The organism is Rhizobium giardinii bv. giardinii H152, assembly GCF_000379605.1.
GTDB lineage: Bacteria > Pseudomonadota > Alphaproteobacteria > Rhizobiales > Rhizobiaceae > Pararhizobium > Pararhizobium giardinii.
The window spans coordinates 1-15,989 of the sequence record NZ_KB902724.1; the positions used below are offsets into that span (position 1 = coordinate 1).

At 55.9% G+C, this 15,989-nt stretch carries 15 protein-coding genes; 4 read left to right on the forward strand and 11 right to left on the reverse strand.

All coding sequences use genetic code 11. From position 1 onward, the window contains the following. Positions 1–351 precede the first annotated feature (351 nt). The 7 genes from A3AY_RS0128515 to A3AY_RS36425 all read right to left on the reverse strand — a co-directional run bounded on the left by A3AY_RS0128515 (position 352) and on the right by A3AY_RS36425 (position 8,266). Positions 352–1,527: an IS91 family transposase gene (locus tag A3AY_RS0128515; RefSeq protein ID WP_018327355.1), complete on the reverse strand. Its 1,176-nt coding sequence runs from the start codon at positions 1,525–1,527 to the stop codon at positions 352–354. Between the two features lie 10 nt (positions 1,528–1,537). Then, entirely contained in the window at positions 1,538–2,398 is an 861-nt protein-coding gene (locus A3AY_RS0128520; RefSeq protein WP_018327356.1) for a tyrosine-type recombinase/integrase, read from the reverse strand. A 139-nt stretch (positions 2,399–2,537) separates the two neighbouring features. After that, positions 2,538–3,326 (reverse strand): ABC transporter permease, encoded by a 789-nt coding sequence (locus A3AY_RS0128525; RefSeq protein WP_234913123.1) that lies wholly within the window; start codon positions 3,324–3,326, stop codon positions 2,538–2,540. Between the two features lie 30 nt (positions 3,327–3,356). After that, positions 3,357–4,655 carry a KpsE/RkpR family capsule polysaccharide export protein gene (locus A3AY_RS0128530; protein WP_018329086.1) on the reverse strand — a complete coding sequence of 433 codons (1,299 nt, stop codon included), beginning with the start codon at positions 4,653–4,655 and terminating at the stop codon, positions 3,357–3,359. 162 nt (positions 4,656–4,817) lie between these two features. After that, positions 4,818–6,005 carry a polysaccharide biosynthesis/export family protein gene (locus A3AY_RS0128535; protein WP_162709210.1) on the reverse strand — a complete coding sequence of 396 codons (1,188 nt, stop codon included), beginning with the start codon at positions 6,003–6,005 and terminating at the stop codon, positions 4,818–4,820. 124 nt (positions 6,006–6,129) lie between these two features. Beyond that, a complete protein-coding gene (locus A3AY_RS36420; RefSeq protein WP_018329088.1) occupies positions 6,130–7,188 on the reverse strand; it encodes a polysaccharide pyruvyl transferase family protein in 1,059 nt (352 codons plus the stop codon). Positions 7,189–7,192: 4 nt separating this feature from the next. Beyond that, positions 7,193–8,266: a polysaccharide pyruvyl transferase family protein gene (locus A3AY_RS36425; protein WP_154663342.1), complete on the reverse strand. Its 1,074-nt coding sequence runs from the start codon at positions 8,264–8,266 to the stop codon at positions 7,193–7,195. Positions 8,267–8,516: 250 nt separating this feature from the next. Between A3AY_RS36425 and A3AY_RS38375 the strand changes: the two genes are divergently transcribed. The 4 genes from A3AY_RS38375 (at position 8,517) to A3AY_RS0128570 (ending at position 12,838) form a co-directional block, all read left to right on the forward strand. Further along, positions 8,517–9,644, forward strand: a complete 1,128-nt coding sequence (locus A3AY_RS38375) for a glycosyltransferase family 4 protein (protein WP_162709209.1) — start codon at positions 8,517–8,519, stop codon at positions 9,642–9,644. Between the two features lie 10 nt (positions 9,645–9,654). Further along, complete coding sequence (locus A3AY_RS0128560) at positions 9,655–10,380, forward strand: hypothetical protein (protein WP_018329092.1); 726 nt, start codon at positions 9,655–9,657, stop codon at positions 10,378–10,380. Positions 10,381–10,778: 398 nt separating this feature from the next. Beyond that, the gene (locus A3AY_RS0128565) at positions 10,779–12,110 is read left to right on the forward strand and encodes a glycosyltransferase family 4 protein (protein WP_026203937.1); all 1,332 of its coding nucleotides are present in this window, start codon (positions 10,779–10,781) and stop codon (positions 12,108–12,110) included. Positions 12,111–12,163: 53 nt separating this feature from the next. Beyond that, positions 12,164–12,838: a hypothetical protein gene (locus A3AY_RS0128570; protein WP_018329094.1), complete on the forward strand. Its 675-nt coding sequence runs from the start codon at positions 12,164–12,166 to the stop codon at positions 12,836–12,838. 52 nt (positions 12,839–12,890) lie between these two features. On the opposite strand, the gene A3AY_RS0128575 is transcribed toward A3AY_RS0128570, so the two are convergent. The 4 genes from A3AY_RS0128575 to A3AY_RS0128600 form a co-directional block, all read right to left on the reverse strand. Beyond that, a complete protein-coding gene (locus tag A3AY_RS0128575) occupies positions 12,891–13,988 on the reverse strand; it encodes a polysaccharide pyruvyl transferase family protein (protein WP_245275961.1) in 1,098 nt (365 codons plus the stop codon). Between the two features lie 345 nt (positions 13,989–14,333). Further along, the gene (locus A3AY_RS39455) at positions 14,334–14,663 is read right to left on the reverse strand and encodes a hypothetical protein (RefSeq protein ID WP_154663343.1); all 330 of its coding nucleotides are present in this window, start codon (positions 14,661–14,663) and stop codon (positions 14,334–14,336) included. 136 nt (positions 14,664–14,799) lie between these two features. Further along, positions 14,800–15,003 carry a hypothetical protein gene (locus tag A3AY_RS0128595; protein WP_018329097.1) on the reverse strand — a complete coding sequence of 68 codons (204 nt, stop codon included), beginning with the start codon at positions 15,001–15,003 and terminating at the stop codon, positions 14,800–14,802. Positions 15,004–15,226: 223 nt separating this feature from the next. Next, positions 15,227–15,985: a FadR/GntR family transcriptional regulator gene (locus A3AY_RS0128600; RefSeq protein WP_026203939.1), complete on the reverse strand. Its 759-nt coding sequence runs from the start codon at positions 15,983–15,985 to the stop codon at positions 15,227–15,229. Between the last annotated feature and the right edge of the window lie 4 nt (positions 15,986–15,989).

Consider the following 15,989-nt stretch of genomic DNA (forward strand, 5'->3'; position numbering starts at 1 on the left):
GGAATCTGGAGGGTTCTGTGAGGTCCGTGCGCTATGCGTGCGGCATTCGCTGATCGGACCTCATTGAAGCCGGATTGAGCGAAGGCGCGGGTTGTTTGGCGCTATGGGGATTTAGCCGAAGCGGCGGATGGCGTTTGGGAAGATCGAGCCTTGCCGGAACGCGTGGACAGGTTTGGTAGGAGATTGTTGGCGATCATTGCAGTGTCTTCGACGCTCCCGTCGGCTGGTTTGCGTCGATGGAACCCTTGGTGGTGTTCCGCTCTCCGTCGCTCAGGCACGATTTGCCAAAACACTTGCCTCGCGCCCTCGGCATGGCGACGCTGATCGTTGCAACGATGCCGCCTGATCTGATCATGAGCTGTTGTTCCATGACGGCCGGCAGACCGGCTGGGTCGGGATCCACGCGCCGATGATCGTCATGGCTCCACCACAACAGGGGCAGCAGTGCGCCAAAGGTGGTGGCTTTGCGTCCGGTTCTTTGGCCGGCTGTTCCGGCGGTGGGACGTTGAGCAGGCTTCGGCACTGGTCCAGCTTCAATTGCCGATGGCCGTTGGCCAGCAGTCCGTAATGACGAATGCGGTGAAAGCCGTCCGGAACGGTGTGAAGCAGGAAACGGCGGATGAACTCGTGGGCATCGAGTATCATCACCTTTTGCCTGCCGCCCGTTCGATAGTCCTTCCATCGGAATGAGACGCGATCTCCATCGATGCTGACGAGGCGGGAATTGGAGATGGCAATGCGATGGGTGTAGCGGCCAAGATAGGCCAGCACCTGTCGGGGTCCGGCAAATGGCGGCTTGGCATAGACCACCCAGTCGATGCGACGCGCTGCTTTAAGGGTTCGATTGAAGGCGACCGGATCGGCCAGGTTGGCGATATCGCCGAAGAACCGAAGTTGGCCCAGATCATAGGCCTGCTTCAGTTCTTCGAGAAACAAACGCCGGAACAGGCGTGACAGAACCCTCACGGACAGGAAGAAGCTCTGCCGGCAGGCAACCCAACGGGACTGGTCGAGCGACAGACCTCCACCCGGCACGATGCAATGGATATGCGGGTGATAATGGAGGTTCTGGCCCCAGGAGTGCAGCACCGCAATGAAGCCGATCTCTGCGCCCAGATGCCTGGGATCGGCAGCAAGCTTGCGCAGTGTCTCGGCGACGGCGTGAAACAGGATCGTATAGACCTGTTCCTTGTTCTGGAAGGCGATCTCGGCGATCTGCTGCGGCACGGTGAATACGACGTGGAAATAGCCGACAGGCAGAAGGTCGGCCTGCCGTGCAGCAAGCCAGTCACGGCTCGCCTGTCCCTGGCACTTTGGACAATGCCGGTTGCGGCAGGAATTATAGGCGATACGGATCGCCTCGCAGTCCTGGCATTGCTGGACATGCCCGCCGAGGCGAGCGGTCCGGCACATCTCGATCGCGCTTATGACCCGGCGTTCGACACGCCCGAGATGAGCGCCGTGTGTTTGACGATATCGTTCTGCGTGGCGGCGAAAGATGTCCGCCACCTCTGGCCCCGCCGCCATGTCGAGGCAATCAACCCGGCGGCACCACCTCCAGCGCCAGCCGGTCTATTGGGCTGGTCGTGCTGCGGATCAAGGTGTTTGACACCTTCGTGTAGCGTGCCGTGGTGGACAGATTATTATGGCCAAGCAATACCTGGATGATGCGGATGTCGGTTCCGCTTTCCAGAAGATGGGTAGCAAAGCTATGGCGCAGCGTATGCACCGTCACTCTCTTATCGATGCCGGCAGCAGTGCACGCCGAGCGGCAGGCAGAATACAGAACCTGAACATCGATGGGCTTGGTCTTGTCCCGACCCGGAAACAGCCAGACCTCGGGTCTCGCCAGCCGCCAATAGACCCGCAGGATCGCGAGCAACTGCGCTGACAGCATGACGTTGCGATCCTTGCCGCCCTTGCCATGCTCGACGCGGATGATGCCGCGTTCGCCATCAATGTCGCGGACCTTGAGATGGACAGCTTCCGAGGCACGCAGCCCCGCTGCATAGGCCGTCGTCAGCGCGGTGCGGGTCCTCAGGCTCGGAACCGCTTCCAGAAACCGCACGATCTCGTCGCCGTTGAGGATCGTCGGCAGCTTGGCGGGGGTCCGGGCATAGGCAATGCGTTCCGGTATCTCGGCATGACCGAGCGTGACGCCAAAGAAGAACCGCAGAGCGCAGACCGTCTGGTTCAAGGCCGGCCACGATAGGCCCGATGATACCAGATGCACCTGAAAGGCACGCACGTCTTCCAGTCCAAGGCGGTCTGGCGAACGGCCGAAATAGCGAGAAAACTTCGTCACCGCATGCAAATACGATCGTTGCGTCGCTGGCGAAAGATTGCGGATCGTCATGTCATCGATCATGCGCCGGCGTAGCGGGCTCATCTCTGTCATCGTCATCTCCTGTTCAAAGGTTGGGCTGAAACAGCCCAATCCTTCAAATCAGAAGCGTATTATGCAAATCCGCGCTCCAAATGCCGCGCAAGCGGCTTCGTTCAATCCCCTTTCCGACTCCGCCTAAATGCATCCCGCTCTAATGGTGCGCCCTGTGGTTTCGCAATGCCCGCTCCAACGCCAGTCCAATCATCATGACGGCAAAGGTCCAGCCAAGCATGTAGTTCATGGACATCAAATGGGTTGGATATGTTGGATAGAAGGCCGTGCGGAAAAGGGCGACGAAATGCATGATCGGGTTGTAGGCCAAGAGGTCCTTGATCTGCGGCGGCATGTACTCAGGAATGAAAAAGACCGCGCTGAAAAATATCTGAATGCGTGAAAAAATCGCCCAACAAAATTTCCACAAGGGAAACAAAAAGATCAGAAAGGAATTGATCAGGCCTATTCCAAAGGAAAACATCGTGATCATTGCGAGGAACTGAACTATCGCAACAGGATTGTATGGTATTGCGTAGCGCGACAGATCAAAGGCGCTAATCATTGCGAAAAAGCCGAGAAAGGCGAGGGTGAAGGATAGGAACTCCACGACACTGCGCGCAATGGAATAGTCGATCGCCTCCACGAATGGGATGCTTGTCACCGATTTGGATGCCTCGAGCGCGGAGGCAGCTTTTATGCTGATCGTCCGGAAAAAGAGAACTGGAAGGATGCCCGTTGTAATGAACAACAGCAGACTGTCTCCGATCATCAAGTTGCGGTGCAGGAACGTAAAGATAACCCAGTGACCAAGGATGAAGACAAGCGCTTCTAGCAAATCGAACAGCTGCATGAAGGCATGCTTGCTGTTACGCAGTCTGACTTCCCGGATCGTCAGCGCACTGACGATCCTCATTTGTCTGGATAGACCGAGCGCAAGTGTATTCATCGACGTATGAGCCCCAGCTGCCAGCGGCAATCAAGCATGGTCACGGATGCTGTAGTACACGAGCGTCAATACCACCCAGGCGCCAAACGCCGACAGGAATACCAGGAGCGTATCGATAAACGTGCGTGGGTAAGACGCAATCTGGGGCAGACCCGGCTGAACATAGGTCGCGAGATATGTCTGATTACTGCTGGCCCGCATACGGGCATTTTCATAGTTTGTTAGAGACGATTCATACAGTTTTGTCGCGATCACAACATCCGTCTGCAGCTGATCGTATTTCGTGACACGTTGGGCGTCATCCAATGCGCCGGGCTTCGATGCATCGACATCGGTGATTTGCGACTGCAAAATTTCAATCTGTTCTTTTGCTGCGGTGATCTGATTCTTGAGGACTGTAAGTCGCGGAGACGTCGGATCCATATCGCTCGAAAGCGCCGAATACTGCGCTTCCAGCGCTGCCAAATCGCCTCGCAGCTTGTTGTTCAGAAGCATCTTCCCTTCGGCTTCCTTGCGAACATCGATACTCTTCTGACCGGATCGCAGTTCGGTCTCGCGCTGGCGAACCTCCTTGAGGCGCGCTTCGGCACGCTCCAGTTCATTTTTGGCGAAGGCCATCTGGGTCTGACGCGCCTTTTCGGAAATGTCGTTGACGAGCTTTTCGCAAAGTGCCTGCAGGGCCGTGGAGATCTTGAGTGCGTCCTGGGGAGAGAAAGCCGTCACCTCAATGGTATTGATCCCGGTCATGATGTCGTAGCTTGTCGAAACCCTTTTGCGCCAGTAATCCACCAAACGCTCTAGAGAGACGTTGTCGGAAAGACGTGAGAACCGGTCAGTGCTGTCCATCGAATAGATTTCGCGCAATCCAACGCTCTTCTCCAACGATTCGACAGCATCACGGCTGAGCGCATAGTCGGCCACGATGTAGCTGTTCGACATCGCCAAGGCCGCATCTGCGGCAACGGAAGAAGACGACATAATGGCGCCATCCGTCGGCCGAACGGAAAAGCGGAACTCTGACATATACTGCGGAGACGCCACGAAAGCGAAATAAAGAGCGCCAATAATTGTCGGTAGGACGACCATGAGGAAAAAGGAAATGGATGTACCGGATAGGCTGCTTTTTGCCTTGGCGACCATGCCCGTAACACGCACAGATTTGTATGTGACGGTAGTTTTGCGAGGAAACGGCTTGGGAATGGCGACTGGGGTTGCAGCCGGCTGCTGGCGGACCGGCCGGACTTCGTCGAGGCGCAACACCAATGCTCCTGTCTCATCGGAGCGCGCCTGTGACCTTTCGAGCTTCGCCGACCGGTTCGTATCCTTCAATGTCGTCTCCTGAACTGGGCGCAATCATAGCGGCAAGGGAGCCTCATAACACAGTTCCACCATTGGGAAAAGCGCTGCGACCCACCGGCGCCAGATGCCTCGACCGATGCAGCTTTAAGCTTAACAAGTTGGCGGCTTTGAGACCGGTCCGTCCCTCAAGCGCTAATTTCTCAAATCGCTGAGCGTGTTCGTAACAGATGCAGCTTGCGCGACTGGCGCAGCGGTCGAGCTGACGAGTGTTGCGAACTTGCGAACCTCGGCAAGAGACGAGTTTGCGATGTAGATAAGGTCACGATTGCGCAGGTTGAAGCTCTTCAAAAGGAAGAAACCGCTCGGATCCGTAAGATCGACCTGGTAAATGACGTTGGTGGTCGGCCCATACGCGGAGAAGTTCTTTTGCGGCATCAGCTGCCGGAGCAGTTCTGTGGACTCTGTCCGGTAGATGAAGATTCCCTTCGCATTCGCCCGCTCGTCGTTCAGGCCGCCGACTTTGGCCAGGGCCTGGTTCAGATAAAGTTGGGACTCGTCGAACTGTATCGATGCATTGGCCGTTGACGCGCCGAAAACCGTAAAGCTCCTGGGCTGGCGGATCAGTGCGACGACGTCATCCGGCTGAACATAGATGTTTTCGCTCGGGTCGGAGATCAGGCGTTCCATCGGAATGGTCTCCGTCCGGCGGCCGCGCGTGATCTGAGCAGAGAGCTGATGTGATTCGATGCGAGGCCCGCCAGCCATGGCGATGACATCAAGCAGTTTTTCTCCGCGCGGAGACAAAGGAATACGTCCGCTATTTGCCACCTCGCCCGTCACCGTGACGGTGTTGGACACGTTCTTGACGACGCTCACAAGAACCTGCGGCTGAACCGCCATGCGCACGAGCGCTTTCTCAATCGATTCCTTGACCTGCTCCGGCGTCCGGTTTGCAGCCTTGATGATGCCTGCGTAAGGAACGGAGATCGTCCCGGCTTCGGAAACCGGCTGCTCAGGAATCTGGGTTCCGCCGCCCCGCCCCGAACTCGAGAACAGGCCGTCAGGCGACGCTTCCCAGATGGAAATAATGACCGTATCTCCCACGCCGATCAGCGCGGAACTGCGCTTTTTCGTGTTTCCAAGGGAGGCCGCGAGTTGCTTGTCAAAGCCCTCGGAAAGAATGGAAACGACATCGGAAGTCACATTGATGAGCGTGTAGGGCGCATATTGCTCCTTGGCCTCGGCCTGGATCTTGTTTGCGCTCGGACCGGAACTGGGCATCGTGCACGAGGACAGGGCAACACAAACCGCAGCTACCGAAAGTTTGGTGAATTTATCCAAAAACTGCATTTGAACCCTGTACACCGGGCTTGCCCGCAAGCCCATTTCCTAATCAAATTCCGGTGCCGCATTGGATATATCAACACCAACGAGTAGACAATGACATCAAAGCCGCAACTCAAGAAAACAACAGTTTTGAGTTAAAGGCGGCGCATTGGCGTCATCAATAGCGGTTTCCGTGCAACACCTCTTCAGAGCATCGCCAGACCTTGTCCTCGAATCGAACCGCCCGCGGCAGTGGAAACGCGTTGAACAGCGCCTCACCCGTGTAGTCCAGTGGCTGCCAGTGGCTATCGATAAATTCCATTGCCTTTTCCCAATCCGTTTCCTGATGAAGCGGGTGAAGATAACTCAAGACCGAATCCCGATCGGCGCCGCCATAAAAATCGATCATGCGATGATCGATTGATCGCGATCCATCGATGGGCAAAAACCCGGACGCGCCATGGTTGGTTGAAAACCAAGCGCAGGGGATGTTGTAGGTCTCAGCAATGACCAAACCGTGAAGACTGGTGGAGAGAATACGCCGGCAGGAGACGATTTCCCGTATTTTGTCCTGCATTCCAGCGATATCCGGGGCGGCATAGGTGTTGATTATCTTAATGTTTTGGGCGAGTTCAGGAGGAATCCTGTAGCGTTCGAGATTCTTGCGCACGGATGCGCGTGCAGTTGCTTCATCCAGTTCGGAAATGTGGACGATCACGCCCAGTTCGAACTCCTTCCTGATGTCTGCAAACGGAAACACACGTGGCAGAAACCAGACCGGATCGCCATAGATGTCGGGAACGTCCACGCCGAGCTTTCTCAGGCCAGCCGCCGTTTGTTTCCCTCGCACCGCATGAACAACCAGTTCGGTATTGTCCGGAACCCGGTAATCGCCGATGGCGCCCGTGGGCCCCCGCTTCAAATCGAAGCCGGTGCCCCACACGTGAACCTTTGCTCCGTACTGAGCATGACCGATGGTTCCGACCGCCGTCATTCTCTCGTTGTCGTGATTAAAAGCAGCTGGCTCTATCTTCAAACCGGAAATTGCCGAGACCATGACCGCGCTCAGGGCATCTCCCAGGTTCGCATCAGGGTGCTGCCCCGTGGTCCAGACCCAGGAGAGGCGAATACGCCCGCTTTTCGCTTCGTTGTCCTTCGAAATAACGCCCGCCGCAGGCGACGCGGCCTTGCGACGAAACAGCCGCCGTGCAGCTCCCAGACCCACCGAAACCACCATCCTCTTATCGTACCCATCGCAAAATGCGCGAAACCAGGCCGTTCTTGGCGCGCATGACCAGTCCAGCTTCTCGTCTGGTCGGGACGGAACGAATTAATGGATGATCGAATGCACTGCCGGTCACGCCTTTTTCCATCATGGACAAAGGGAGCGGGAACGATTCAATGAGCGGATCTTCAGAGAGATATTTCGGTTCCCAGACGTCGTCGATGGTGCGGATGAGAGCATCCCAATTCGTTTCTTCGGTGCGCGGCTGGTACCAGACATCGAGATGGTCCTGCCCAAGACCGCGATAGAGATCGACAAATCGCAAGTCGAGCCCTTCTTCGCTCATCAGATCGATGCGCCCGAGCCCTGATGTTTTCGCCCTCGGCGAGAAGTAGAGACAGGGAATACCGTAGGATTCTGCGAACACCATTCCATGCAGGCTTGTGGAAACGATACGTTTGCAAGCCAGAATCTCGTCCAGACGCTGCCGCAGGCCTTGGATCGAAACAGGCGTTACCGTATTGATTAACTTGATCGCCTGGCGATCCTCCGGCGCAATATCGTGGCGCTTCGAATCAGTTCTGGGATGTGCGTCGTGCTCACGGTCCGCCAGTTCCGACAAATGAAGAATGACACCCAGTTCATGGGTCTTCTTTTTTGGCGCTTCGTGGAAGCGCGGAAGAAGCCATAAGGGATCGCCATAGACTGCCGCCCCGGTAGCATCCGGCGCCAGGATCCGCCGGCTGAACGGGCCGCGGGTAGCGTACGTATGGATCTTGGTATTCGCCGGCCGTACATAGGGGACTTTTGGTTGATCAGTTTGATTCGGGTTGGCGTTCGGCGATGTTCCAGTTCCCCAAAACGATACGTTTCCGCCCGCAAACATATGACCGATCGTCCCGACCGCTGCCAGTCTCACCATTTCGGACTTGGACGCGGTATGCTCCACCGGCAAGCCGGACATCATTGATACGATGACAGGGGACAAAGCGTCGCCCAGATTGAGATAATTGTGATCACTGCTGGTCGTAACCCATGAAAGGGGGATCGACCTTTGGGAACGAACGATTTCAAGGAGTTCTTGCGACAATTTTCACCATTTTCGGCTTTTTCGGATGGAACCGGGAAGTTGATATTCCCACAGAAAGCACCGCCGTTTCAGTTGCGGCGGCGTATACCATATCGATTTAATATGCGAAAGTGGCGCTTGTGGGAGCAAAAGACGAGCGATTGGGTGAGGACGCAGTCCGCTTTGAATTGTTGCGCAACGGCGGTTATTGGACTTGTGGGTATAGATGTATCGTCTTTCAATGAGGTCCCTCTCAATCGAGACACCTCGCGTGCTTTTTGATATTTCACGTCTTGTGCGCAGTTACGAGCAGCCATTTGGCACCGGCGTGGACCGAATCGATCTGGCGATAGGACTTGAATTGTCGAAACGATTTGGCTCTGAATGTCATTTCGTGCATGCCGGCCGTCATGGCGTTTGCATTCTGCCGCAGGCGCTGGGCAATTCTGTTCTTCAACGCCTCCAGCATATGTGGAACGATGGTCTCTCTCCGTTAGAAACCGAGGACCGGTTAACTAGGCTCCGGCTGAAATATGAGCCCCACGTGCACAGCCATTTTCTACCCAAGGGCGACCCAATCGTGTCGGCGCAAACGACCTATGTCGTGGCTTCGCATTCGGGTGTAGGAAAGGTGAGGGGCGGAATGACCCGCCTTGATCCGCTTGGGAAAATGCAGCGTCTGATCTATATCCACGATCTGATCCCCCTAGAGTATCCTGAATATCAACGGCCGGAGACGAAGCAGCAGTTTTCAGGCTTTTTGAAAGAGCTGACGAATGCGCCAGTGATTGCCGTCAGCAATTCGAACGACACTGATCGGCGCGTCAAGAAATATGCGGCAGAAAATGCGTGGCAACTGGCAGGAACCGACGTTATCGTGCCGACGCTGGATTTCATAGACACCCCAGCCACGCCCTTGGCGCCGCCAGTCAACGCATTCTTGCAAAACAGCAGTCCCTACTTTGTCATCCTTGGAACGATCGAACCTCGAAAAAACCATCTTCTGTTGCTCCAGATCTGGCGAGAACTGTCTCAGCGTAAAAATCCGCCCCGCCTCTGCATCATCGGAAAGCGGGGCTGGGAAAATGAAAATGTAGTCGACATGCTGGAACGTTGCCCGGCCATAAGGGACACGGTATTCGAGTTCGCGGGTGCTTCCGATTTTGAAGTTCAGACAATGCTGCAAAACGCAACGGCGCTTCTGTTCCCGTCGTTTGCCGAGGGCCTCGGGATTCCCATATTGGAGGCTGCTGCCCTCGGCGTTCCATGCGTTGCTTCCGACATTCCGGTGTTTCGTGAAATCGCACCGGCCGGAACGACGTTTTTAAACCCTTTGGATGGCGTGGGCTGGCTGGCCGAGATCGTTTCGCGGGCGAGTGATTTGCGCACAATCAGATGAAAGACCAACCTTGACAATCAGTTTCACCAACGTTCACAAGACGCTACGCAAGAAGAACGCGAGAACCAAGGTCCTTGAGGGCGCGGACGCGGAATTTATCCCGGACCGGCTCACTGGCATCCTCGCGCCTCCCGGCAGCGGAAAGACGACGATTGCCAACTTGACGACAGGTAAGCTGCGGCCCGATTTGGGCCGCGTTCGGCGATCATCACTGGTTTCATTCCCGGTTGCAGCTGGTGGAGTTTTCAACGGCGCTTTGACAGGCCGCGAAAATCTTGCATTTCTTTGCCGTGTGTTCGGCTTTGATCCTGTCCCCATCATCCGCTTTGTCGTAGATTTCACGGAGATTGGAAAGGCAATCGACAAACCGTTCAAGGATTTGAATCGGGATGAACGTACGAAACTGATGTTCACTTCCTGCTACGCTATTCCATTTGAGACGTACATCGTCGACGAAAGCCTCATCGGTGGCCGCGGCTCATTCAGGGTGCGATGTGAGGAGCTTGTCCTGGAAAGAATGCAGTCTGCTGGGTTTCTGGTTCTGACGTCATCCCCTAATTTGATCAGAAAATACTGCAGGGACATCTTCATAGTCGATAATTTCAAGATCTTGGAAATGAATTCAATAGAAGAGGCCGAAGCCTGGTTCGGCGCTGAACGTCTGCGCGATGGGAATGGTGAGCTTGAGCTTGTTGGGGAAACCGAAGAGAACAATGAGCTGAATCCACGTGGTTAGTGAGGGCGGAGGGATTGGATCCGGTAGTTTTAGGCTGGGCCAGAGTGTACAATGGTGGGTCCTTCTTAAAAAGTTCTCCAATCGCACCTTCCGGGCGCCGTCTGCATGCACCCGCGTTTCACCCTGAAGGCTGTGACACGCCCGTCCCGTCACAACCTCACTGTTTCCCGTATTTAAGCCAGAGAGCCAAACGCCCGTCGTCGCAACGACTTTCCGAACAAACTCCAGCGACAGCATTAAGGTTGCTTCCAGAATGGCAATCGCCTAGATAGCGGATCGCATGTTTTCAGCCAGCAATGACAGTTTCGTCATGTGAGACTGGGAACGAACAACCTCCTCGGACTCGCCTCCGCACAATCCGGGCCGATACAGCAAACCGCAAGTGGGATCTACATTTCATGTCTAAAGCTCGCGTCATGGTCGATGGCTATAATCTCGCTTTGGAGAAGGGCACCGGAATTGCTACCTACGCCCGAAACCTGAGTGAGCAGTTGTCGGCTCTGGGGCATCAGGTGGACTTGATGTATGGAATTCGATCATCAGTCGGAAAAAATGATCTCCTTGCGGAAGTGAGCTTCTTTGACCCTTCTGTCAAACCGATGAAGACGCAGGAAATCGTCAAGCGTCTGATCACATCCCCATTTGGGGTCACTGCCCGCCGTGTCCCGATCACTGGCAAGGTCATCGCCCGGAACACACCCGGCGGCCTTCCTGCGCATGACCGGATTTTCAATTCACGTAATCTGTACGCGATCTCCCGCTGGCATTTTCGGACCTACGGCCAATTTCTAAACGTCGAATATCCCGGCAGTGCCGACATCGCCCACTGGACCTATCCACTGCCGGTCACACTCAAGAATGCATCCAACCTTTATACCATCCATGATCTCGTTCCGCTGCGCCTGCCCTACGCGACGCTCGACAACAAGAAGGAGTTTTTGAAGATGGTTCGGCGCATCGGTGAGAAAGCCGATCACATCGTTACGGTTTCGGAGGCTTCCAAGCGGGATATCGTCGAGCTTCTAGGCGTTGACGAAAGCCGCGTCACGAACACCTATCAAGCCGTCAACCTACCGAGCCGTATTCTCAACCGAAAAGAAGACGAGGTGCGCGAAGAGGTGTCGTCGATATTCGGCCTCGAACATAAGCAGTATTTTCTCTTCTTCGGTGCGATCGAGCCGAAGAAAAATGTGGGCCGAATAATCGAAGCCTATCTCGCCAGCCAAAGCCGGTTTCCGCTGGTAATCGTCGGTCAGCTGGTCTGGAAGAACGCCAATGAGCTCCGTCTTCTTGGCGTTCCTCAGGATTTGGGAAGATCGACGCGCCAGCAACCGTTCACGGATCCGACGATCAGCCACGCCTCGAAGACCTCTTCGGTTATTCGACTGGAATATCTGCCTCTCAATCTGCTGACGTCTTTGATCCGATGTGCGAGGGCGGTTGTGTTTCCTTCACTCTACGAAGGGTTCGGCTTGCCGATTCTCGAGGCGATGCAACTGGGCACCGCGGTGATCACGGGAAGCGAGGGCGCAAACCCCGAGGTTGCCGGCGACAGTGCATTGATCGTTGATCCGTACAATGTTAACTCGATCACACAAGCGATCAAAGACATAGCAAATGACGACGGTTTGATGGAGCACTATCAGACGGTGGGTCAAGAGCGCGCCAGGATGTTTTCTCCAGAGAAGTACGCTGAGCGCCTTCAGGATCTCTATGCCAAGTTCAAATGACATCTTTGGGGAATGGCACGGCGCACTCTCGTGATGAAGAAATCAGACCACCGATGACCGATCAGAAGCTTTCACTCAACGACCTTCTCGCAAGGGCGAGGGATACAGCGCAGAATATCGGCGATCAAAATACGGCAGCGCTTCTTCTCGAAGTTTGTTCTGCGGCGTCAGCTCTTGCCGCGCAACAGGACGAGATCCGAAAAGAGGCGTTTCGGGATGGCATCCGCGGGGCCGCCAAGGTGATCCGAAACCGGCAAGCATCACCCGGGTCCGCGCTCTCCGAGCTGTTTACGGGTGAAGGAACCAATCCGGATCTCTTTGCGGATGAGCTGGCAGGCATAGCCGGCAATACCGCCGTCACGGTCAACGATCTACGCAAGCTTCGCCAGAAAATAAAGACCGCGCCTGAGGGGAACGACGACATCGATAACGATATCAGGCGTGTCTATTACTCGGTGATGAGCGATCGTAATCCGACATCCGCCGATATTTTGCCGCCAGGCTCCCCATCCAGATCGCTTGACGTCGCGACTTTCGTCATCGAAAAGATTCTGCGCGAGGGCTGGTGGACGCTGGGCAATAGCGGCGTTAACGCGAGCGACAAACCGGTTGGGAAAGTCGGCCTTACTCCAACGCAAAGCTCCAAACCCCAGACGGCCGCCACGACACCCCTGACACTGCTTTCCGCGCTCGTGTTGACGTTGATTGAAAGCAGCAAATCGCGCTGAAGCAGCCGTTGCCGCGCGCTCAAAAGCCTCTTTGAGAGTTGGATTTCATATTCTACGCGCGCAGTTTGTCCACACGCTTCAACTCATTGACATCATGCCGAAGAATAAGATTTTGCAGGGTCGGGTGATCCCAAATCGTCCCGCCGGCAGGTGATGTTAACGGAGCTAGATCGAGCGGAAAGGCATCGAGAAGAGCCTGCGCATCGAAGGTCTTTTGAACCCAGACACTATCGATCGCAGCCATCAGGTTATCCCAATCGGTCAAAGTGTCGCGGTCCTGAGCGTAAACCGGCAGCTCAGTCATCCCCAACCCTCGATAAAGGTCAATGATGCGTAGATCGAGATCGCAGTGGACGTCGAGATTCCGCACTTGAAGGCCCTGCGTCGGGCCGTGCGACGGAAAATGCAGGCATGGAATACCGTAGCTTTCGGCAAAGACCATGCCGTGAAGGCTTGTGGATACGATCCGATCGCAGGACAATATCTCATCGATCTTGTCTTTGATCGACGTCATGCTGATCGGCGTCACGGTGTTAATCAGACGGATATGATCCTTCAGGTTCTCCGGGATGGAATAGCGCTGGAGCTCGGACCTGACGTGGGTCTCGGGATCGCGATCTGCCAATTCTGACAGATGGACGATAACGCCCAACTTCCACTTCTTGATCGGCACCGGCGCATAGAATCGCGGCAGCAGCCACACCGGATCGCCATAAACTCCGACCGTCCCTTCCGGCTTTCCCGTCAGCAGATGCTCCGATACCGGACCGCGTGTTGCGGTCACCGTAAAACCTTTCTCCCCGGCCCCGCTAAAGCTTTGCCAGTCGCTGCGCGGTGCGGAGGGATTTTTCCACATCGACGCGCCCGTTCCCCAGAACCATACGTCTCCGCCGGCAAATCCATGACCGATCGTCCCGACGCATGCCATGCGCAGTGAATTCGATTTTGAGGGCACGCGCTCGATATCGCGGCCAGACAGAAGTGCCACCATCACAGCGCTGAGAGCATCGCCGATGTTGAGATAGTCCATGTTGGAAGTGGAGCCGGCCCAAGACAGGGGGACCTTATGATGACGACGCACATACTCGGCAAGCGCGTTCGATTTTCCGCCTGCCACCCGTGCGGTTAACGCCCTAAAAATCGACTTCACTGAGCTTCTCCTGAATAACCACCGCTTCGTACGAGCACTTCGATTTTTCTGTCAAGGACGAGGTGAATTCCACGGCGGTCGATGGGGCGTCTTGGCGAGAATCGTCCGATAATCCCTGGCACGTTGTCCTGTCCATGAGCAATCTGCGACGTGATACACGCGAAGTCCAAAACGCAGGGGCCCCCATAGCTGATTATTTTCTGCTCCAGCGTCCGACCGAGGAAACAACTCACAGGCTTTCGAACAGCGTGTCGCATTGCAGTCCCGCCACGAGCGTGACAACCAAAAAGTGGCCGGAGAGCTGGCGGCATTTTCCGCCTTTGCTGATCGGCTTCTGGTGAACTGTCAAACAGGCAATCGATCATTCGGAGCCTGTTCATCGTCAAACATAAGTTGATTTATTTCGGTCTCGAGGTCAAAGGCGTGTTCTGCGTCCGGCGCGCTGGCATCCAGGACATTTTCAACGGCGGGAGTGCCGGTTCGAACGTGACGCACGGCAAATCGTTCAGCGAGAAGGGTACGATAACGCCTGGCAACTTCCGGCATCTCGATATGCCCGGCGATCCACTCCTCAATCCAAGCGTGGAAACGCTCGTCCTGTTCAACGGCGTGCCCTGCCTCTCGCGCTCGTTGAAACGCGTTTTCCGCGGCCCTTCGCCTCGTCTCTGCTGACATGCCTTACCTCACACTGTACCTTCATTGACCTGAACATAGGCGCGGCGGTCACGATTTCCATGCCACTCCTTGTCCAATTCCCAAGGGTACCTTCGTCAGTACGTGCGGTAAAAGTGTGGTCAGCAGGCACGCAAACTCATTCGATCAGGCCGTCAAAGACCTCGAGCATCGCATCGCAGATTGCCTTGCCAAGCGTTGCGGCAGTTGCCGCAAGCGCTTCATCATTCATATCACGTGCGGCAATGGCAAAGGACGCACCTTCCGTCGTCACGATTTCCTGTGCACGCTGAATAGCCCAAAGTGCAAAATCACTGCGGCTGCCGATCTCTGTCGTTTCCACGCGTTCTCTCCTGATTTGGTTTAGCGTGTGGCATAACATCCGAGCCGCGGCTCTGCGAGAGCCAAAACAGAATGCGCTTTGCTTCCTCTGTACAGCCCGAACTCGGTTCAGCCGAATGGCATGGCATCGGTCCCATGGCGGTGGAGTGTAACGCGCCGATTTGTCGTCTCAACGTTCGGGGGCGTTACAACAGTGCGGAGCGCAGGCTCATTGTTTGGCGCAATCAGAAGGAAAGATCGAGAACCCGGTCCTCGAAGAGGCGGTTGCGGGAACCTTCGAGATGAAGCCGCATCGCCCGTTCCGCATCCTCCGCGCGGCCATCGGCGATCGCCTGATAGATGGCGTTGTGCTCCTCGAACACTTTTTCCAGTCCAAGCCGCGGACCCATCAGCGACAGGCCATGCAGGTGCATACCAACGGCGATGTGCGGTTTGAGGGCCTCGATCGACGCCGTATAATAGTGATTGTTGGCTGCCTCGGTAACGCACCGGTGGAAAACGAAGTCCGCGTCGGTGCGGTGAAGCTGATGGCTCGTCGCCTCGCGCAGATCGGCAAGGGCCGCGGCAATCTTCTGGAGGGCAGCTTCGTCGCGCCGCTGGGCGGCAAAGAAGGCGGCTGCCGGTTCGATCGTCAGGCGGAATTCGTAGCAGCGCTGGATGTCGGCGATCGTCTTGACGGGTGAATACGCAAGATGCGTGGCAGGCGACGCCTGGGCGCTGACGAAGGTTCCGGCTCCCTGGCGCGAATAGACCATGCCTTCCTCGCGCAGGCGCCCCAGCGCGTCGCGCACGATCGGACGCGAAACACCCATGATCGAGGCCAGTTCATGTTCCCCCGGCAGGCGGGAGTCCGGCGGATAGTTGCCCGAACGAATACGCGCGCGAAGCTGGTCGAAAACGCGATCGACCAGCCTCACCGACTTTCCGCGTTCTGGTTTGGCGGCCTGGCCGGGCTCTCTAATTGAGGGGGCATCTTGCGCCATTTTC